This window comes from Pseudomonas sp. NLJ1 (assembly GCF_049486705.1).
Classification (GTDB): Bacteria; Pseudomonadota; Gammaproteobacteria; order Pseudomonadales; family Pseudomonadaceae; genus Aquipseudomonas; species Aquipseudomonas inefficax.
In genome coordinates, this window is record NZ_CP137735.1 from 722612 (window position 1) to 744101 (window position 21490).

Sequence of the window (21490 nt, forward strand, 5' to 3'; positions counted from 1 at the left end):
TCAGCGACGAACGGCGAGACCACGATAAACAAAAAAGTTCCCAAGACCTGCGAAAGAATTCAAAATGCGCCCGCCGGAAGCGTCTACGCTTTAACTTGTCACCAGCCAAAACCGCGAGGTGTGCTCATGGGTACCTTGATGCCTGCAACCCCAACCCAGACCCTCTATGTCTCCGTGCGCCGTGATGAGCTGCGTAAACTGAAGGACGAACGTGACCAGCTGCGTCAGCAGGTCGCCCAACTGAACCTGCTGCTGGCGCAAGCGCGCACAGACGACAAGGCCGTCAGCCTCTGAACCTACCCCGTCCCTGTGGGAGCTGAACTGCTCCCACATCGCTCAATCAATCAGCCAGCTATTATCGCCATTTTCCAGGGTACCGCCATGACTGGTGGCATCGCCGACCCTGGCAAGCGGCTGCCCATCATCCATCATCAGTGCCGAGCCGGTGGTAATCATCGCCCCACACCCGAGCCTGTCGCCAACCCTGGCGGCTGCCCTGCCGTTGACAAAGAACAGGCTGGAGCCGCTGCTGATGCTGGTCGGGCCGCACAATGGGCAGTGGTGAGGGTGACCCAGCAGAACGATGGCAGGCATTTTTGCCACTCCCGAATCATGTGAGGCGCCAGGCACGCATGCCGGCAGCGCCAATCAGAATGTTTTCGACAGCCGCCAGTGCACGACCTGGCCATCGATCTCAGGAAAAGGTACCTGGTGCATGAACACCTGCTCGCCCACCATGCGCTCGACGCAGACGTAGTAACCGGGCCATGGGCAAGGCGTGCCGGAAGGCCAGCCTGGGGCATCCTCGCGCCTGGCGGTTTCCGGGTCGCGGAACTGTTTGCCCAGGCGTCGGTAACGCGCCCTTTCGACCAGCGCCTGCGGGTAAAAGTGGGGAGCGCTTTCCAGGGCATCACCCTGCACAGACCATAAAAACGCCACCAGTGCCGCCTCGAAGGCCCAATAACCCAAGTGGTCACTCCGCGCTCGGGTGTGGCGCTCGTGCCAGTAGCAACCGTGCGCATTGGCGTACCACTGCCCGAGATAGTGCATGAGCGCGTCATGCTGCGCGGGGCCTTTCAGGTCGAGGCTCTCCAACAAGGCGCCGTAAGGTTCGGGGTGAAGCAATGAGGTGCCTGGGTAGGCCTTGCCCAGCCGCTGGAACAGGCGATGCAGCAGCAGGTCGGAGCTGCGCTCGTCGTCCTGGTTCAGCCAGCCCAGTACCTGGTCGACACGCTCGGGGTAACCGCACAGCACCGCCAGCGACAGCAGCCACAAGGCAAGCCGGTATTCATCCGACACCCAGGGGCGCAACTGTTCGCGGGTTGCCGGATACGCCGAAAAATGCCGGGCGAACTGGGCAAACGCATAGTCTGCATAGGCCTCCACCAGTTCCATCGGCTCGCCACCGGAATACCGCTGCACTGCCAGCTCCAGTGCCATGTGTGCCCAGTCGCGGCTAAGGCCACGGTAGTGATGCCTGTGCTCGGCTGGCCCGATCAGCAATGCCTGGGCGTCAGGGTCGGCGAATTCCTGCTCTTTTTCACGCGTCGAAGCCAGGTAACGCTGCTCGTCCATCCACGGGTCGCGCTTGATGCTGTCGAACTGGCCCATTGGCCCTCCCGCACGCTATAAGCCTTTCACCAAGCGCCAAACCAGAGAGCGCCCATTTTCGCTCGGCATCTCTATGCCTTGCATGAATGTCTGGGGCCCCACCGCCCATTCATCGCATACCCACACCCCCGTGCGCGGGCAAATTTCGCCCGACTTGGCAAGCGCATCCGAATACGGCGCGCTTTGCAGTTGTTCAGGGAAGCTTTTGATAACTTGACGCTTGCGAGCATCGTCTACCAAATCCTTCGGGTAGTACGGAAGATCTCTATAGGGCGTATCGTCGACGCCCCACAACACAGTGACCAATCCTGCCTCAAAGGCCCAATAGCCAAAGAAACCCGCATCGCTTCGTGCCTTGTGCCGGTCATGCCAATAACAGTTGCGCATGCCCCGGTACCACTGCTTCAGGTAACTACGCACTGCCTGTTGCTGCTCATCCTTCTCAGTAGTCACGGCATTGAGCAATTCATGGTAGGGGCGCTCATGAATCAACGTACTCCCGGGGATCGTCACCCCCACACGGGAAAACAGTTGCCGCAACAGGATGTCCTCACCGTCATCTGGGGCTTCACTCAAAAAACCTGCGATTTGCCTGATGCGCCCGGGCTTGTTGAACAGCACTGCAAACGATAGAAGCCAGAGTGTGTACTGATAGGCATCCGGCTCCCACAGTTTCAAGCTGAAAGCCGGATAAGCTTGCTTGTGACGTTGGAATTGGGAAAACATGTGGTCCACATAAAACTCAAGAGACTCAACGGGCTCCCCCCCCGAATAAAGTGCTACTAGCAATTCCAGAGATTCAAAGCACCAATCCCAACTCAACCCTTCAACACTTACGTAATCTGGGCGTTCCAACGCTAAAGAATCTTCAGCCTTTAGCTCCACATAGTATTTTTTCCAAAAATCAACAGAGTCGAGATAGGCTGCCTCTTGCAGCAAAGGCTCACGTTTGATCTCATCAAATTTCTTCATTTTCGGACCCTACTGAATTACATCACCTATAGATCTCGCTGGCGAACTCCCGCTCTTTTTCACAGATCGAGGCCAGGTAATGCTGCTCGTCCATCCACGGGTCGCGCTTGATGCTGTCGAATTGGTCAATCGCCCCCTGCACGCTATAAGCCTTTCACCAAGCGCCAAACCAGAGAGCGCCCATTTTCGCTCGGCATCTCTACGCCTTGCATGAATGTCTGGGGCCCCACCGCCCATTCATCGCATACCCACACCCCCGTGCGCGGGCAAATTTCGCCCGACCTGGCAAGCGCATCCGAATACGGCGCGCTTTGCAGTTGTTCAGGGAAGCTTTTGATAACTTGACGCTTGCGAGCATCGTCTACCAGATCCTTCGGGTAGAACGGAAGATCTCTATAGGGCGTATCGTCGACGCCCCACAACACAGTGACCAATCCTGCCTCAAAGGCCCAATAGCCAAAGAAACCCGCATCGCTTCGTGCCTTGTGCCGGTCATGCCAATAACAGTTGCGCATACCGCGATACCACTGCTTCAGATAACTACGCACTGCCTGTTGCTGCTCATCCTTCTCAGTAGTTACGGCATTGAGCAATTCGTGGTAGGGGCGCTCATGAATCAACGTACTCCCGGGGATCGTCACCCCCACACGGGAAAACAGTTGCCGCAACAGGATGTCCTCACCGTCATCTGGGGCTTCACTCAAAAAACCTGCGATTTGCCTGATGCGCCCGGGCTTGTTGAACAGCACTGCAAACGATAGAAGCCAGAGTGTGTATTGATATGCATCAGGCTCCCACAGCTTCAAGCTGAAAGCCGGATAAGCTTGCTTGTGACGTTGAAACTGGGAAAACATGTGATCCGCGTAAAACTCAAGCGCTTCAACGGGCTCGCCCCCCGAATAAAGAGCAATGAGTAACTCCATAGACTGAAAGCACCACCTCCAGCTCAACATCTTGACATTTACATACTCAGGACGCTCAAGCTTGAGAAAAGATTCAGCTTGGCGCTCTACATAATTCTCCTTCCAAAAAGAAACACTATCGAGATAGGCTGCCTCTTGCAAAAAAGGCTCACGTTTGACCCGATCAAATCCAGTCATTACACACCCCTATTTGATCACTTCACCGATAAATTTGGCATTTCCGTCGAGCTTGACTATTTTCGTTACCGCACCACTTTCATCTACGATCATTAACCAACGTTCATATCCGGCGAATGCAACTTCTTCCGCCTGTTTTTTCCCAAGATTCAAGTCAAGTCTCGGCTCAATCCACGCATCACTCATCTGCCTGGCACTCGGAAACCCCTTACTCCCCTTTGTAACCGGCAAACTACCCGGCGAAAACGCGCCCCCCGTTCGATACTTGGTCTCGGTAATGATGAACGGCGGCGGTGGATGGGCATTACGATAGACGCCATCCAGCCCGCGCCCGGTGGGTTTCATTTGCAGGCTGCGGGGCCCACGAGCGACCGACAGCAGGTTCTCATGGCCTTTGCCGAGCATGTACTGATCACTGACCACCTCCCCATAAATGCCCTTCTGCGCCCGGGTCGCCGTGGAATGATCGAACACGTGCACATTGGCGCCATGCGTGGCGGCAGCCGCAGAGGTGGGCACTGGCGGGCCGAGCGCACCTTCGGGGCGCTCGAGGTAACGCGGACGCATGCCAATGCCAGAAGTCACCCGCCCACCACTCATCGCCATGGGCACCGGCTTAGGAGCATGCACCCCGGCCTGCGCAACCTGCGCGGGCAGATCGCTGGCCTGTTCCAGCACCTTGGCCAACCTGGCGTCGAGTTGCATCAGCGCCCGTGGGATTTCCCGCACTGCATGCACCTGTACCGCGTAGAACTGCGCTTCCATGGCCTGCAGCCGCACCAACAGGTGCGCGGCCGCCTGGTTGAAGGGCCAGTTGCCCAGATAGCTGCGAAGCTTTGCCGTTGCAGCGATGACCTTGGTCAAGAACTGGTTCAGATAGGCCAGCAAGTCCTTTTCATAGCTCGCGAACCTGACCTGGCGCAGCCAGAACTCCACGCTGCCGCGGGTGAACTTGCCAAGAAACGCAACCACGGTCCGCAAGATGATCTGGCTTTCACGGATAAGCAGCAGGCACAAACCTCGCAGAAACGCTGCGGCTTCCTGCCCAACCAGTGCACCTGCCACCGAGCCCACGGGCGTACCCACCGCCCCCACCACAGCACCGATGATCGGCGCGATCAAGGTAATCAGGCAGGCTACCAGCAGCACCCACTCCTGCCACTGTGGCGGCTGCGCCGCTGCCTGGCTGTCATCCGCCGTGTAGCGCTTGCCCAAGCGCAGGCACACTGCAGCCAGGTCACGGGCGCTGAGCACGATCACCACCCCAGGCACCAACGACAGCAGCATGTCGGCAATGACCACGCTCAGTGGCCGTTCCTCGGCAAACTCGCCCAGCACCAGGTCACGCAGCCAGCCAAAGCCGCCTGCCACCCTTTCCACCGCTTCATCCAGCCAGTCAGCAGCGGAGTTCATGACTGGCCACCTGCCGAGGTGCAGCCGGCAAGCAATGCCTGCAAGTCAGCATCCGGCTCGGTTGCGGTCGTCAGCTGCAGCGAGCCTTGGCCAACCTCGTAGCGCACCTGGGCGCTGCAACCGGGAGTAACGCCAGCCAGGCGGGCATAGCCGTTCTGGTCGACCATACCCTGGCGCTGGGTGCCATCGGACAACGTCGCCACGTAGGCCGTGCCCGCAATTGGCGTACCGTCGGCATGCACCAGGCGAAACTCGATTTCCTCCTGCGACGGTGCAGGCGGCTCACCGTAACGTGCAGGCGCCTTTACCTGGGCGATGGCATGCAACAGCAGTGGCTCGGGGCAACCGATTTCGATGCGGCCATCACCCAGCTTGATGAACGCCCCGCCGCAACTCAGGGTCAGCGACGTTCGGCTATCGATGTGCACATGGCCGTGATGGCTGGTGATCGACACATCGTCATTGGCATCGACCCGCAGTTGCCCGCCGACCTGCACACGCTTGTCCTGCGCGACCTGCTCGCTGGCCTCGAGGCCAACCATCACGCTCAACGCCCCGCCAACGGCCAACGACTTGCCCAGGCCTATGCTTTCGACTTTGCCAAGGGCGACCGTTTCGCTCTTGCTGGCGCCGACCTTGACACTGCGGTTGCCACCTATGTGCACCACTTCGTCATGCTCGACGCGCTCGCTACGATCATTGCCGATGAGCGTGGTTTCATTGTGTTTCACGACGTTGTTCTGGTCGCGCTCGGCATGAATGAATACTTCCTGCCGCCCCAGTTCGTCCTCGAAGCGCAACTCGTTGAAGCCATCGCCTTTATGGGTCTGGCTCTTGATGGTCATGCGGGTCTTGTGTTCGGGCAGGTCGTAAGGCGGCAGCTGGTCACCGCAGTAGGTGCGCCCGGTGATCATCGGCTGGTCAGGGTCGCCATTGACGTACTGGACAATCACATCCTGGCCAATACGCGGAATGGCCATCGAACCCCAACTGCCACCGGCCCAGCCTTGCGACACCCGCACCCAGCAGGAACTGAATTCGTTGTTGCTGCTTTCACGGTCCCAGGGGAAGCTGACCTTGACCCGCCCCCACTGGTCGCAAAAAATCTCTTCGCCCGGCGGGCCGACCACGGTGGCCATGTGCGGGCCATCGATGCGCGGCTTGGCCAAGGGTGCCGGGCGCCATTCGGCCATGCCTTGCACCAGCAGCGCATCGTTCACATAGCGGGTACCTTGTTCGGCGCCAGCGGCTTCTTCCTGCAGGCTGGTGAACTGCGTACCTTCGTGGCACAGGCTGATTACGCGCCAGTGCACATTGAGGTCTTCACGCGGGTGGCCGACGAGGGTGAAGCTCAGGCCTGGCTGCAGGCGCACGTCATCGCCCTGTACTTCGGCCAGGCGGGCGTCATGACGCAGCGCCGTCAGCCGCGTTTCAGTGAAGGGCTTGCCGACCGCATCGCGCTTGTAGCGCCCCGGGTAATCAAAAAACTCATAGTCCAGCGACTGGTGCGTGATTCCGCTGGCCTGGGCCTTGTGCTCCTGGCGATAGGCCGGGTTGGTGAAGGTGTAGTCGCGCTGCACCTGCTGCGCAGTACGCACCTGCTCGCAGTAGCGCAAACGCCGCAGGCAAGCACGGGCCTGGTCACCACCGCTACTGGCGTGGTACAGCACCTTGTCAGGGCCGAGATCATCTTCATCCAGCCAAAGCGCTTCATCATCTACGGGCTTTAGCGTGCCCCGGCTGAGCAACCCAAGCGATAGCAGGCGATCGGTAACGATCAGCGTGTGGTGCCTGGCGCAGTGTGCAAAGCGGTAGACGAAGCCCTCTTCAGCGGCAAGGCGATGGATGAAGTCGAGGTCGGTTTCCCCCGCCTGGACACAAAACTCACGCACCTGGTGATCGGCGCTGCTGTTGAGCTCGAATCGGGTAATGCCCTGGCGCTTGAACATCAGTTCAAGAATCTGCGGCACGGTTTTCTGCTGGAAGATGCGCCAGTTCGAACGCAAGCGGGCACGGGCCAGTTGCGGCTCGACCACAGCGTGGTAGCGCGTGCGACAGAAGCTGGTTTCACCCTGGCTGAAGGCGCTGACCAGGCCATGCACATGGCGCAGTGGCCGATCTGCGCAATAAAGGGTGAATAGCGCAGGCTTATCGAGCACCTGGCCGAAGTCGACATCACTGTCGTAGCTGACAAGTTCAAGGCTCAGTTCAAATGGCTGGCTGATAGCTTCTTCCAGCTTGAATGAAACCACTTCGAACTCCGTGCGCCCGGCGAGCGCCTGAAATCCGAAACGAAAGTCCGACTGTTTCATGAGTTGCTCTACCCGCCATCATGCTTACCGGCGAAAAAACAACCACATCCTGGCTTTCTTCAAGATGAGTACGTCGAATGAAAATTGCCCGTCGCTAACGTTCAAGCCGTCTAGATCCGTGGCATTGGCGGACTTGACCGATGACGACAGTGAGGATGAGGCAGTGACTGAAGAGCAACTTAAACCGTACCGCCCCGCCATGACAGGAACGATGGGTTTCATGCATTGAGGATTTCGTAGGAAACTTCCTAAAGCATCAACTTACAAACTTTTGCGCGTGCGAGTCCGCTCACTGAAACACCAGAAATTCAAGCCAGGAAAATAATAAATACAGTTACTGAAAAGTTCGCGAAACAGCCCCTTTCATTTCATCCTGAAATCACTTGGATTCCGAAATGCACCATTCTGTTGGAGGGCGATGACCTTGGCACCCCTCAAGCGCACCAAAAAGGTGCATGACTGACAGCAATTGGGGCATGCCGTCTGCCCCCATCCACCGCTCCGCCCCTGCATTCACCTCCGGTCACAACCGCCAACGTTTGCGTCTACTCCGCGGCATGACAATAGTGACCAGCGGGTCACATTTTTACCTCTTTCTCTCCTACACTCGGGTTTCGGCCCGCCATTTGCTCATCGGAAGAGTGACGAAAAAAAGTCGAACTTTACGGAACGCGGGCAGGTCAGGAACTAAGTAGGCCAAACGCAAAGGGACTTCCCAGCCTCGGCCCACACACCCCACCAGCCCAATCGCCTTCGGCGGGAATGCCGATCGCGCCGTGCCTGCGCGCACGACCCTGGGGCATGGAACGCACTACGCAGAATCCAGAAACAGAGAGAACCAACACGAAACATCGCCACGGGTGCCAGCACCCGGCCAAGCATAGGGACGGAGAGAAGTATGATCAGTGCCGCTGTCGAGCCTCACGTAGATTCATTCAACCCGAACAACCGCGAGCCGCTCACCCCGGACTTCGCCACGACAGGCAAGGCACCCGGCGCCCAGCGCCAGCACAACCGCAACAAGCGCAAGATATTGTTCGTGACCTCGGAAATCGCCGACCTGGTGAAAACCGGTGGCCTGGGCGACGTGTCGGCAGCCCTGCCCCGTGCCCTGGCACATCTGCACGATGTGCGGGTGCTGATCCCCGGCTACCGCCAGGTGATGGAAAGCGACAACCCCATCCACATCGTCGGTGAACTGGGTGGCCATGCCGCCTTGCCGCCGTGCAAGATCGGGCGCATGGACATGGCCGACGGCCTGGTCATCTATGTGCTGATCTGCCCCGAACTGTACCAGCGCGACGGCACCCCCTATGGCGCCAACAACGGCCGCGACTGGCCCGACAACCACATCCGCTTCGCCCGCCTGGGCCTGGCTGCCGCCGAAATCGCCGCCGGCGAAGGCAGGATCCACTGGAAGCCCGAGGTGGTTCATGCGCACGACTGGCCAGCAGGCCTGGCACCGGCCTACATGCACTGGCGCGGGCTGAGCACGCCAACCCTGTTCACCATCCACAACCTGGCCTACCAGGGTGTGTACAGCCGCGGCTGCAGCCCGGAACTGGCAATCCCCGAGCACGCCATGCAGCAGGAAGGCATGGAGTTCTACGGCAAGCTGTCGTTCCTCAAGGCCGGCCTGGCCTACGCCAGCCATATCACCACGGTCAGCGCCACCTATGCCCGGGAAATCACCACTCCGGAATTCGGCTGCGGCCTGGACGGCTTCCTCGCCAGCAAGGCCCAGCAAGGCCTGCTCGGCGGCATTCCCAATGGCATCGACGAAAGCTGGGATTCGGCCACCGACAAGCACCTGCAGCACAACTTCAGCATCAACGACTGGGAAGGCAAGGCGCGCAATGCCCAGGAAGTACGCGAGCTGTTCAAATTGCAGCCCTCCGAAGGCCCACTGTTCGCCGTGGTTTCGCGCCTGGTCTACCAGAAAGGCCTGGACCTGACCCTGGGGGTGGCCGACTACATCGTCGAGCAAGGCGGGCAGATCGCGATCATCGGCCGTGGCGAGCCCGAAGAAGAGCAGGCCATGCGCGAACTGGCGCTACGCCACCCGGGCCGTATCGGCGTGCGCATCGGCTTCAACGAAACCGACGCCCGGCGCATGTTCGCCGGCAGCGACTTCCTGCTGATGCCGTCACGCTACGAGCCATGCGGCCTCAGCCAGATGTACGCGCAGCGCTTCGGCTCGCTGCCGGTGGCGCGCAACACCGGCGGCCTGGCCGACACCATCGAGTGCGGCGTCACCGGTTTCCTGTTCAACGAGTCCACCGTCGAAAGCTATCGCGAGGCACTCAGCCGCGCCTTCTATGTATACGGCAAGAAGGACCTGCTGAACGCCATGCGCTGCCTGTCGATGACCCAACCGTTCAACTGGTGCCAGGCCGTGGAACCCTACGCACGGCTGTACGAAGACCTGGTCAAGCAGGCCCAGCACAGCCACTACTGAACGGGGAGTTGAAGATGCACAGGCATGGCGCACACCTGCTGGACGCCACGTCGACGCGCTTCGCCCTCTGGGCGCCGGATGCGCGCAGCGTGAGTGTGGAACTGGAGCAGCAGCCGGCCATCGAGCTGTTGCCCGACGATGAAGGCTGGTACACCGGCGTGGCCCCGTGCCAGGCCGGTGACCGTTATCACTACCGTATCGACGGTGAACTACAGGTGGCCGACCCCGCCTCGCGCTACCAGCCCGACGGCGTGCAGGGGCCGAGCCAGGTGGTGGATGTGGCCAGCTATGCCTGGCAACACCCCTGGCAAGGCCGGCCCTGGCACGAAGCGGTCATTCAGGAGCTGCATGTCGGCCTGCTCGACGGCTACCAAGGGGTCGCCCGGCAACTGCCGCGCCTGGCCGAGCTGGGCATCAGCGCCATCGAGCTGATGCCGCTGGGGCAGTTCCCCGGCGAGCGCAACTGGGGTTACGACGGCGTGCTGCCCTATGCGCCGCAAAACACCTACGGCAGCCCCGAGCAGCTGTGTGCGCTGGTCGACCAGGCCCACGGCCAGGGGCTGATGGTGCTGGTCGATGTGGTGTACAACCACTTCGGCCCCGACGGCAACTACCTGCACCAGTACGCCAGCCCGTTCTTCCGCGAGGACCGGCAGACCCCATGGGGCGCAGCCATCGACTTCCGCCGCCCGCAGGTACGCGAGTACTTCATCCAGAACGCCCTGATGTGGCTGTGCGACTACCGCTGCGATGGCCTGCGCCTGGATGCCGTGCACGCTATCGACCAGCCCGACTTCCTGGTCGAGCTGGCGCAAAGGGTACGCGCTGCCGTGGAGCCGGGCCGCCACGTGTGGCTGGTCCTGGAGAACGAGCACAACCAGGCCTTCCTGCTGGAACAAGGCTTCGATGCCCAGTGGAACGACGACGGCCACAATGCCTTGCATGTGCTGCTGACCGGCGAAACCGAAGGCTACTACGCCGACTACCAGCAGCGCCCCATCGACCAGTTGGCCCGCTGCCTCGCCGAAGGTTTCGTGTTCCAGGGCCAGGCCAACCGCCATGGTACGCCCCGCGGCGAGCCCAGCGGGCACTTGCCGCCCAGCGCCTTCGTGCTGTTCCTGCAGAACCATGACCAGGTCGGCAACCGCGCCCTGGGCGAGCGCCTTACCCGCCTGTGCCCGCCGCAGGCGCTGCGGGCGGCCACCGGGCTGTTGCTGCTGGCGCCGATGATCCCGCTGCTGTTCATGGGCGACGACGATGGCAGCTGCCAGCCGTTCCTGTTCTTCACCGACTTCCATGACCAGCTGGCCGACGCCGTACGCGAAGGCCGGCGCGGCGAGTTCGCCCATTTCACCGCCTTCGCCGACCCCGAGCAGCGCCAACGCATTCCCGACCCCAACGCAGAACAGACCTTCGAGGCCTCCCGCCCGCAAGCCAGGGAAGTGATCGCTGGCTGGCACGGGCTGTATCAGCACCTGCTCGAGCTGCGCCGCCGCCATGTGATCCCGCACCTGCCCGGCAGCCGCGCGCTGGGCGCCGAAGTACACGGCGACAAGGCCCTGACCGCACGCTGGCGCCTGGGCAACGGCACCACCCTGCGCATTGACCTCAACCTGGCCGCTACCCCGCAGGAGATCGAGTTGCCCGCGCCCGCCAACCGACTGTTCGACAGCAGCGACACCCGACACCCCGATACCCATCTGGCCGCATACAGCTGCGTGGTCAGCCTGCTTTCCCCTGCCCAGGAGCGCCCATGAGCGAAACCGCCCTGCACCGCCTGGCCACCCGCGTCGGGCTGAGCCGCGACTGGATCGACGCCAATGCCCGGCCCCAGCGAGTCAGCGACGAGGTGCTGCGCAACATCCTTGAAGGCCTTGGCCATCCCGCTTCCGATGACGCCGCCATTGCCGCCAGCCTGCGCGCCGTGGACGCTGCCGAAGACAGTGAGCACCTACCGCCGCTGCTGACCGCCGACCTCGGCCAGCCACTGCCACTGGCGCGCTATTTCAGCGCCGCCAGCGTCGCGCACTGCACCCTGGAGGACCACAGCGCCCTCACCTTCAGCCTCGACGACCAGGCCCAGCTGCCCGGTGCGTTGCCCATCGGCTATCACCAGGTGGAAATCGACAGCCGCCGCTTCACCGTGGCCGTGGCTCCGCCACGCTGCCACAGCCTTGAAGACCGGGTGCAGGCACCGCCCCCGCGCTGCTGGGGCCTAGCGGTGCAGCTGTACAGCCTGCGCCGGCCCGGTGATGGCGGCTACGGCGACTGCCTGGCCCTGGAACAACTGGCCCGCGCGGCCGCCGAGCGTGGTGCCGATGCCTTGGCCATCAGCCCGATCCACGCCCTGTCGACCATCGACCAGACGCACTACAGCCCCTACTCGCCCTCCAGCCGCCTGCTGCTCAATACCCTGTACGCCAGCCCAGCCGCACTGCTGGGCGAGCGGGAGGTGCGCGTGGCCATAGAAGCCTGCGGCCTGGAGCAACAGCTGGACGACCTTGAGCAAGGCCCGCTGGTCGACTGGCCGCGTGCCGCCAGCGCCCGCATGCGCCTGCTCGAAGCCCTGTACCAGGGTTTCAGCCAGGGCGACCACCCGCTGCGCAAGGATTTCGACAGCTTCCGCGAAGCCGGTGGCCAGGCCCTGGAACACCACTGCCGCTTCGAGGTGCTGCAGGCCCAAGCCGTGGAGCACGGCCTGGGTGCCGACTGGCGCCACTGGCCCAAGACCTGGCATGACCCGTACCACCCGGAAGTGGAGGCCTTCGCCAACGCCTACCCGGCCAAGATCGAGTTCCATGCCTTTTGCCAATGGCTGACCGAACGAGGCTTGCAACGCGCCCAGGAAGCAGCGCGCGGCAACGGCATGGCGGTCGGCCTGATCGCTGACCTGGCAGTGGGCGCCGATGGTGCCGGCAGCCAGGCATGGAGCCGGCAGGACGAACTGCTGGCAGGCCTGAAGGTGGGCGCACCGCCCGACATTCTCAACCGTGCCGGCCAGGACTGGGGCATCTGCGCCTTCTCGCCCGAAGGCCTCAAGCGCAACGGCTACCGCGCCTTCATCGAAATGCTGCGGGCCAACCTCGCCCACGCCGGCGGCCTGCGCATCGACCATGTCATGGGCCTGCGCCGGCTGTGGCTGATCCCGCAGGGGGCCAAGCCCAGCGAAGGCGCCTACCTCAACTACCCGCTGGACGACCTGCTGCGCCTGCTGGCGCTGGAGTCGGTGCGCCACCAGGCGATCATCCTTGGTGAAGACCTGGGCACCGTACCGGACGGCCTGCGCGAGCAACTGGCGGCCAAGGCCGTGCTGGGCATGCGCGTGCTGCCCTTCGAGCAGACCCAGCCCGGCCACTTCAGGCCGATTCTCGACTGGCCGGACAACGCCCTTGCCACCACCGGCACCCACGATCTGGCGCCGTTGGCCGGCTGGCTGGAAAACCGCGACATCGACTGGAGCCACCGCCTGCAACTGATCGACGCTGCCACCGAACTGCACTGGCGCCACGAGCGGCAGAAGGAGCACGATGGCCTGCGCCGCACCCTGGAGGCCAACTACGGCCCGCTGCCGGACAACGACGCGCTGATCGACGCGGCCATCCGCTACGTTGGCCACACCCGCGCACCGCTGGTGCTGGTGCCGCTGGAAGACCTGCTGGGCTGCGACGAGCAACCCAACCTGCCGGGCACCACCGCCGGCCACCCCAACTGGCGCCGACGCTTTGCCCGGCCGGTACGTGAACTGCTCGACGATGAAGACGCAGCAAGGCGCCTGGAGCTGTTGGCCCAGGCCCGCGAACAGGCGTGGGAGCGTGACCGATGAAAGCGCTGACCGCGACCCTGCGCCTGCAGTTTCACAGTGAATTCACCCTCGATCACGCCGCGCCGTTGGTGCCGTACTTCGCCCAGTTGGGTATCAGCCACCTGTATGCCTCGCCCATCCTCAAGGCCCGCGCCGGCTCGCGCCACGGCTACGACGTGGTCGACCCGACCTGCGTCAACCCCGAGCTGGGCGGCGAAGCGGCGCTGCAACGGCTGGTTGCCGCCCTGCGCCAGCACGGCATGGGGCTGATCCTGGACACGGTGTCCAACCACATGGCCGTGGGCGGTGCCGACAACCCCTGGTGGCAGAGCCTGCTGGCCTGGGGCCGGCGCAGCCCGTATGCAGAATTCTTCGACATCCAGTGGCACTCCAGCGACCCACTGCTGGCCGGCCAGCTGCTGTTGCCGTTCCTGGGCAGCGACTATGGCGTGGCGCTGAAGAATGGCGAGATACCGCTGGAGTTCGACAGGCAAAATGGGGTGCTGCAAATCGCCCACTACGAACACCGCTTCCCGATCTGCCCGGTCGACTACGGCTGGCTTCTCGCCCTCAGCCCGGACCCGGCCCTGAATGCCCTGGCCGAACGCTTCACCGCGTTGAACGCATCGGCCACGCCGCTGGCCGACGCCCTGCCCCTGCACGCCGAACTGGCGCTCCTGGTCGCTGAAGGTGCCGACCTCGAATCGGCGCTGCAGGCCTTCGACAGCCGCAACGAGCATGGCTTCAAGCGCCTGCACCTGCTGCTGGAACGCCAGACCTACCGCCTGGCAAGCTGGCGCACGGCCGCCGACGACATCAACTGGCGGCGCTTCTTCGACATCAACGAACTGGGCGGCTTGCGCGTCGAACGCGCGGTGGTGTTCGAGGCCACCCACGCCAAACTGTTCGAACTGATCGAGCGCGGCCTGGTAGACGGCCTGCGCATCGACCACATCGACGGCCTGGCCGACCCGCGCGGTTACTGCCGAAAGCTGCGCCGGCGGGTCGATGGCCTGCTGGCACGGCGGCCGTTGGACGCTGCCCTGGAGCACTTCCCGATCTACGTGGAGAAGATCCTCGGCGCCAACGAGCACCTGCACCGCGACTGGCTTACCGATGGCACCACCGGCTATGACTTCATGAACCAGGTCTCGCTGCTGCAGCACGACCCGGCGGGCGAAGCAACACTGACCGAGCTGTGGGCCAATGTGAGCGAACGCCCCGACTTCCCCGAAGAAGTGCGTCAGGCCCGCCACCTGGTGCTCAATGCCAGCCTGGCCGGTGACTGCGAGTCGGTGGCCCAGGCGCTGTTGCAGGTGGCGCGCAACGACCTGATGACCCGCGACCTGACCCTGGGCGCGATTCGCCGCGCCTTGCAGGCGCTGGTAGCGCATTACCCGGTGTACCGCACCTACTTCAATGCCTGCGGGCGCCCGGCAGAAGACGAAGGTTTTTTCCGGCAGGCCCTGGCCAATGCTCGCCAGGACCTCAGCGAAGCCGACTGGCCGCTGCTCGAGCACCTTGAACAATGGCTGGGCGGGCAAGCCTGGCGCAACCTGCCAGCAGGCCGGGCGCGCAAGCAGCTGCGCCATGCCTGCGTGCGCTTCCAGCAACTGACCGCGCCCAGCGCCGCCAAGGCGGTGGAAGACACCGCGTTCTACCGCAGCGCGCGGCTGCTGTCGCGCAACGATGTGGGCTTCGACGCCGAGCGTTTCAGCGCCCCGCCCGAGCACTTCCACAACGAGGCCCAGCGGCGCCTGCGCGACTTCCCCGACAACCTGCTGGCCACCGCCACCCATGACCACAAGCGTGGCGAAGATACCCGCGCGCGCCTGGCCGTGCTCAGCGAGCGCGGCCCGTGGCTGGCCAGCCGAATGGAACACTGGCGGGAACTGGCCACGCCGTTGCGTACGCAACTGGATGACGGCCTGGCGCCCAGCCCCGGCGACGAGCTGATGCTGTTGCAGACCTTGCTGGGCAGCTGGCCGCTGGACCTCGACCTGCACGACGACAACGCCCTTGGCCAGTACGCCGAACGCATGCGCCAGTGGCAGCAGAAGGCCCTGCGCGAGGCCAAGCTGCGCAGCAGCTGGAGCGCGCCGAACGAGGCCTACGAAAGCGCCTGCGCCCGCTACATCGAGGGCCTGCTGCTGGACGGAGAGAACCAGCAGCTGCGCAGATCGCTGGCCGACGCCGCGCACCTGGTGGCCTGCCCCGGTGCCCTCAACGGCCTGGTCCAGGCCCTGCTGCGCATGACCACACCCGGTGTGCCCGACCTGTACCAAGGCACCGAATACTGGGACTTCAGCCTGGTCGACCCGGACAACCGCCGCGCGGTGGACTACGCTTGCCGACGTCGCACCCTGGACGATGCAACGCCGGTAGCCGAGCTGCTGGCGCACTGGCGCGACGGCCGCCTGAAGCAGGCGCTGATCGCCCGGGTGCTGGACTGCCGCCAGGCCCATGCCGAGCTGTTCCGTCGTGGCGCCTACCTGCCCCTGACCGTGCACGGCCGGCATGCCGACAAGGTGGTCGCGTTCGCCCGCCTGGGCGAAGGCGAACGGGCCGTCATTATCGCGCCACGCCTGGCCAGTACCCTGCTGGCAGATGCACCGATACCCCTGATCCCGGCACAGAACTGGGAAGACACGCGGGTAAGCCTGCCGTTTGCCTTGTCGCCTGCCAACTCGACGGGACTTTTCTCCAATGCTGCGGTCAGCTCTTGCAGGGAGCTGTTGTTGAGCGCCGTGCTGGCGGAGTTTCCGGTCAACCTGCTGATACAACAATCTTGAGCATCAGGAGCGTCATGATGAGTGTCGATGAAAAGCGTATCCGCGAATTTGCCTACCAGATCTGGGAGTCCGAGGGTAAGCCCGCCGGCCAGGAAGATCGCCATTGGGACATGGCTCGCAAGCTGGCCGAAGCCGAGGCGCTGGCACCCAAGGCGGCGCCGCGCAAACGGGCCCCGGCCAAGCCCAAGGTAGCGGCTGAGCCGGTTGAGAAGGCCGTGGCAGCTAAGAAACCCCGGGCGGTGAAAAAGCCGGCTGCCGGTTAAGCCTGTACCGGCCTCTTCGCGGGTAAACCCGCTCCCACAGGAATGGGGTCAGGCCTGAGCATTACGCCATACCTGTGGGAGCGGGTTTACCCGCGAAGAGGCTGGTGCAGGACTGCATAGCTCCCTTCCCTCACCACGGCCACAGAGGACCGCCATGAGCCCCCGCACCCCGAAGAAAACCCGCTCGGTCGCCCCTTCGCGTATTCGCGAAGGCCTGCCATTCCCCCTCGGCGCCACCTGGGATGGCCTTGGGGTCAACTTTGCCCTGTTCTCGGCCAACGCCACCAAGGTCGAGCTGTGCCTGTTCGACTCCACTGGCGAGCACGAAATCGAACGCATCGAGCTACCCGAATACACCGACGAGATCTACCACGGCTACCTGCCCGACGCGCACCCCGGGCTGGTCTACGGCTACCGCGTGCATGGCCCCTACGAGCCAGAGAACGGCCACCGCTTCAACCCCAACAAACTGCTGATCGACCCGTATGCCAAGCAACTGGTCGGCAGCCTGCAATGGTCCGAAGCACTGTTCGGCTACACCATCGGCCACCCCGACGGCGACCTGTCGTTCGACGAGCGCGACAGCGCGCCCTTCGTGCCCAAGTGCAAGGTGATCGACCCCGCCTTCACCTGGGGCCGCGACCAACGCGTGCTGATCCCCTGGGAACGCACGATCATCTACGAGGCCCACACCCGTGGCATCAGCATGCGCCACCCGGCGGTGCCGGAAGAACTGCGCGGCACCTTTGCCGGCCTGGCCAATGACGAGCTGCTCAAACACATCAAGGAGCTGGGCGTTTCCAGCATAGAGCTGCTGCCGATTCATGCCTTCGTCAACGACCAGCACCTTCTGGACAAGGGGCTGAACAACTACTGGGGCTACAACAGCATCGCCTTCTTCGCCCCTCACCCGCGTTACCTGGCCAGCGGCAAGATCGCCGAATTCAAGGAAATGGTCGCGCACCTGCATGACGCCGGGCTGGAGGTGATCCTGGACGTGGTCTACAACCACACCGCCGAAGGCAACGAGCGCGGCCCCACGCTGTCGATGCGCGGCATCGACAACGCCTCGTACTACCGCCTGATGCCGGACGACAAACGCTACTACATCAACGATTCCGGCACCGGCAACACCCTGGACCTCAGCCACCCCTGCGTGCTGCAGCTGGTCACCGACTCGCTGCGCTACTGGGCCGGCGAGATGCACGTGGACGGCTTCCGCTTCGACCTGGCGACCATCCTTGGCCGCTACCACGACGGCTACAGCGAACGCCACGGCTTCCTCGTCGCCTGCCGCCAAGACCCGATGCTGAGCCAGGTGAAGCTGATCGCAGAGCCCTGGGACTGCGGCCCGGGCGGTTACCAGGTGGGCAACTTCGCCCCGGGCTGGGCAGAGTGGAACGACCGCTTCCGCGACACCGTGCGCGCGTTCTGGAAAGGCGACGAAGGCCAACTGGCCGACTTTGCCTCGCGCATGACCGCCTCGGGGGACATGTTCAACAACCGTGGCCGGCGCCCCTATGCTTCGGTCAACTTCGTCACCGCCCACGACGGTTTCACCTTGCGCGACCTGGTGTCTTACAACCACAAGCACAACGAAGACAACGACGAGAACAACCAGGACGGCACCGATAACAACCTGTCATGGAACTGCGGTGTCGAGGGGCCAACCGACGACCCGGCAGTGAATGCCCTGCGCATGCGCCAGATGCGCAACTACTTCGCTACCCTGCTGCTGGCCCAGGGCACGCCGATGATCGTCGCCGGCGATGAGTTCAGCCGCACCCAGCACGGCAACAACAACGCCTACTGCCAGGACAGCGAGATCGGCTGGGTGAACTGGGACCTCGACCAGGAGGGCCTGGAACTGCTGGCCTTCGTCAAGCGCCTGACCCGCCTGCGCCTGGCCTACCCAGTGCTACGCCGCTCGCGCTTCCTGGTGGGCGACTACAATGAGGCAATCGGCGTCAAGGACGTGACCTGGCTGGCACCGGATGGCAACGAGATGAGCGTGGAGCAATGGGAAGACCCGCACGGGCGCTGCCTGGGCATGCTGATCGATGGCCGTGCCCAGGTCAGCGGCATTGCCCGGCCAGGTGCCGAGGCCACCGTGCTGCTGATCGTCAATGCCCACCACGACATCGTGCCGTTCAAGTTGCCGACCGTGCCCGAGGGGGATTACTGGAGCTGCCTGGTCGATACCGACCGGCCGGAGCTGCGCAAGGGCCAGCACCTGCAGTTCGACAGCACGTTCGAGGTGAAGGGGCGGTCGTTGCTGCTGATGGTGTTGCAGCGGGATGAGGAGTGAACCCCACGGGACCATCGTCGGTCCCAATGTGTATCGGTTGCCTGTACTGGCCTCATCGCCGGCAAGCCAGCTCCCACAGGTAATCCGCTGGCTGACGGGCTGTGCAGTACCTGTGGGAGCTGGCTTGCCGGCGATAGGGCCGGTACATGCAAAACACATGCACCTGCCATTGAGGAGTAACCGTGAACCCCGAAGCCGGCAGTAAAGGTTTCGCCAGTGTCAACCAGGCCCCGGCCGTGAAGCGGCTGCAGGTGCTGACGGTGAACACCCACAAGGGCTTCACCGCTTTCAACAGGCGCTTCATCCTGCCGGAACTGCGCGAGGCGGTGCGCAGTACACAGGCCGATATCGTCTTCCTCCAGGAAGTGCTCGGCAGCCACGACCGCCACGCCGCGCGCTACCCCGGCTGGCCGCAGACTTCGCAGTACGAATTCCTCGCCGACAGCATGTGGAGCGACTTCGCCTACGGCCGCAACGCGGTCTACCCCGACGGCCACCACGGCAACGCGCTGCTGTCCAAATACCCGATCATCGAACACCGCAACCTCGATGTGTCGATCACCGGCCCCGAACGTCGGGGCCTGTTGCACTGCGTCCTGGATGTGCCTGGCCAGCACCAGGTGCATGCCATCTGCGTGCACCTGTCGTTACTGGAAAGCCACCGCCAGAAGCAGCTGCAACTGCTACGCAAGCTGCTCGAATCCCTTCCCGCCGACGCACCGGTGATCATCGCCGGCGATTTCAACGACTGGAAATCCCATGGTAACCGCACCCTGGGTTTGCAGAATGACCTGCATGAGGCCTTCGAGCGCCACCATGGCCACCTGGCCCGCACCTATCCTGCGCGGCTGCCGCTGCTGCGCCTGGACCGTGTCTACCTGCGCAACGCCGAAAGCCATGGGCCGCGGATTCTTGGGCATAAACCTTGGTCGCACCTGTCGGACCACCTGCCGTTGTCGGTCGAAGTCAGGCTTAGCAATCATTCTTCATAGCCCGGTCACGGCAAATAGCGAACCCCGCTATGCCCAGCGAGTTTGTCAAAGTATTCAACAGGTTGGATAAAACCACGGAACCTGAACACTTCCTTCACGCTTTCTTGACGCAAGCGGCGCGCTCTCCTTAGCTGAACATATCAAAGCAGTAATGATCTCGCGCCGGGCCTCTAGCTCGCGCCTTCGTGCGCGCTGGCGATAGCCTGGCGTGCTGGTTTGGGTCGCCCACTGTTTTTGCCGTACAGCTCGTGACAACAGGCCAGGTCCTAGGGCTGTAACACAAAAACAAAGGAGATCCGCCATGAAAAGCACCTCGAACCACTTGCGCTTCGACAGCATTTTTTACGCGGTTTCCACGTCGCTGCTTCTGGCAACCCCGGTGGAAACTATCGCGTATGAACTGCAGGACGACCCGATCTCACCCGGTTTCCTGCACCAACCGGCAGTACCACAGCTGTCGCTCGACCCGGTCAGCGCCAGTGGCTTGAACATGGGTACCTTGAACGCCTTTTCGCAAAAGATGAGCGAACGCCATGGGCAGGCTGCACCGGACCTGGTCGCCAGCCAGTGGGCGCAGTTCTTCCCCACCGCTGCACGCAGTGGCGCGCAGCCCCCGGACCAGCTGGAGGCACCCAGCCAGCAACTGATGATCGGCCCGGACCTGTTCGTGCGCGAAACTGCAGCGGGCAATGTGCACCGCGCAGGGATCTTCGTGGGGCAAAACAACCTGCAGACCAGCTTCAACGGCATGCGCCGGCTGTTGGGTGACAAGCAACGCAACGCCGTGAACCTCAGCGGTGAAAGCCTGGGGGTGTACTGGAGCATGACCCATGAGCAGGGCTGGCACCTGGATGCCGTGGCCATGGGGTCGCGCATCGACGTCAATGGTCGTGGCGAGAATGGCCAGCGACTGGACGACAGCGGCCACGCGATGACCTTTTCGCTGGAAGGCGGCATACCCATCGGCCTGGGTGGCGGCTGGGTGATCGAGCCGCAGGCGCAGTTGATCAACCAGCGGTTGTTCCCTGGCAACCGGGCGCAGGAGGAGACCTTGCAGGCCTTCGACAGCCAGCCGAGCTGGAGCGGTCGGGTCGGTGCCAGGCTGTCCGGGCGTTATGAAGTACGCGGCATGCCGATCGAGCCCTATGTGCGGACCAACGTGTGGTATGACTTCAGCAATGCCGATGAGGTGAAGCTGGACCAGGTCGACAAGATCTCCAGCTCGCGCTACTCGACCACGGTGGAACTGGGGTTGGGGCTGGTGGCGCGGGTGACGCCTTCGGTGGCGTTGTTCGTCAGTGCCGATTACAGCAGTGATGTGGATGACAACGATTTGAACGGGTTGATTGGCAGCCTTGGGGTGCGGATGCGGTGGTAGGCAGGTTCGGCCCTTTCGCGGGTGAACCCGCTCCCACAAGGTCCGCACAACATTTGAAGCTTGTGCACTACCTGTGGGAGCGGGTTTAC

15 protein-coding genes are annotated in these 21490 nt (G+C 63.0%); 9 read left to right on the forward strand and 6 right to left on the reverse strand.

Annotated elements, in window-relative coordinates:
* Positions 1-126 precede the first annotated feature (126 nt).
* The gene (locus R9B85_RS03335; protein ID WP_235874622.1) at positions 127-294 is read left to right on the forward strand and encodes a DUF6026 family protein; all 168 of its coding nucleotides are present in this window, start codon (positions 127-129) and stop codon (positions 292-294) included.
* Between the two features lie 42 nt (positions 295-336).
* Here R9B85_RS03335 and R9B85_RS03340 read toward each other — a convergent pair whose 3' ends face one another.
* The 6 genes from R9B85_RS03340 to R9B85_RS03365 all read right to left on the reverse strand — a co-directional run bounded on the left by R9B85_RS03340 (position 337) and on the right by R9B85_RS03365 (position 7408).
* On the reverse strand, positions 337-594 hold the full coding sequence (locus R9B85_RS03340; protein WP_423770824.1) for a PAAR domain-containing protein: 258 nt from the start codon (positions 592-594) through the stop codon (positions 337-339).
* 54 nt (positions 595-648) lie between these two features.
* Positions 649-1611: a PoNe immunity protein domain-containing protein gene (locus R9B85_RS03345; RefSeq protein ID WP_423770825.1), complete on the reverse strand. Its 963-nt coding sequence runs from the start codon at positions 1609-1611 to the stop codon at positions 649-651.
* Positions 1612-1626: 15 nt separating this feature from the next.
* Positions 1627-2583, reverse strand: a complete 957-nt coding sequence (locus tag R9B85_RS03350) for a PoNi-like cognate immunity protein (RefSeq protein WP_375149330.1) — start codon at positions 2581-2583, stop codon at positions 1627-1629.
* Between the two features lie 143 nt (positions 2584-2726).
* The gene (locus tag R9B85_RS03355; protein WP_196180805.1) at positions 2727-3683 is read right to left on the reverse strand and encodes a PoNi-like cognate immunity protein; all 957 of its coding nucleotides are present in this window, start codon (positions 3681-3683) and stop codon (positions 2727-2729) included.
* A gap of 9 nt (positions 3684-3692) precedes the next feature.
* Positions 3693-5096: a hypothetical protein gene (locus tag R9B85_RS03360; RefSeq protein WP_375149331.1), complete on the reverse strand. Its 1404-nt coding sequence runs from the start codon at positions 5094-5096 to the stop codon at positions 3693-3695.
* A complete protein-coding gene (locus R9B85_RS03365; protein WP_423770826.1) occupies positions 5093-7408 on the reverse strand; it encodes a type VI secretion system Vgr family protein in 2316 nt (771 codons plus the stop codon). The genes R9B85_RS03360 and R9B85_RS03365 overlap by 4 nt, the downstream gene beginning before the upstream one ends.
* A gap of 898 nt (positions 7409-8306) precedes the next feature.
* Here R9B85_RS03365 and glgA point away from each other — a divergent pair.
* The 8 genes from glgA (at position 8307) to R9B85_RS03405 (ending at position 21401) form a co-directional block, all read left to right on the forward strand.
* On the forward strand, positions 8307-9866 hold the full coding sequence (gene glgA, locus R9B85_RS03370) for a glycogen synthase GlgA (RefSeq protein WP_112252857.1): 1560 nt from the start codon (positions 8307-8309) through the stop codon (positions 9864-9866).
* A 14-nt stretch (positions 9867-9880) separates the two neighbouring features.
* Positions 9881-11623: a malto-oligosyltrehalose trehalohydrolase gene (gene treZ / locus R9B85_RS03375; RefSeq protein WP_423770827.1), complete on the forward strand. Its 1743-nt coding sequence runs from the start codon at positions 9881-9883 to the stop codon at positions 11621-11623.
* A complete protein-coding gene (gene malQ / locus R9B85_RS03380) occupies positions 11620-13689 on the forward strand; it encodes a 4-alpha-glucanotransferase (RefSeq protein WP_423770828.1) in 2070 nt (689 codons plus the stop codon). The genes treZ and malQ overlap by 4 nt, the downstream gene beginning before the upstream one ends.
* A complete protein-coding gene (locus R9B85_RS03385; protein WP_423770829.1) occupies positions 13686-16460 on the forward strand; it encodes a malto-oligosyltrehalose synthase in 2775 nt (924 codons plus the stop codon). Before malQ ends, R9B85_RS03385 begins: the two co-directional genes overlap by 4 nt.
* A 14-nt stretch (positions 16461-16474) precedes the next feature.
* Complete coding sequence (locus tag R9B85_RS03390) at positions 16475-16723, forward strand: DUF2934 domain-containing protein (protein ID WP_112252861.1); 249 nt, start codon at positions 16475-16477, stop codon at positions 16721-16723.
* Positions 16724-16877: 154 nt separating this feature from the next.
* Positions 16878-19031: a glycogen debranching protein GlgX gene (glgX, locus tag R9B85_RS03395; protein WP_133973965.1), complete on the forward strand. Its 2154-nt coding sequence runs from the start codon at positions 16878-16880 to the stop codon at positions 19029-19031.
* Positions 19032-19213: 182 nt separating this feature from the next.
* Positions 19214-20023 (forward strand): endonuclease/exonuclease/phosphatase family protein, encoded by an 810-nt coding sequence (locus R9B85_RS03400; RefSeq protein WP_112252863.1) that lies wholly within the window; start codon positions 19214-19216, stop codon positions 20021-20023.
* A 301-nt stretch (positions 20024-20324) separates the two neighbouring features.
* Positions 20325-21401, forward strand: a complete 1077-nt coding sequence (locus R9B85_RS03405) for an autotransporter domain-containing protein (RefSeq protein ID WP_112252864.1) — start codon at positions 20325-20327, stop codon at positions 21399-21401.
* Positions 21402-21490 lie beyond the last annotated feature (89 nt).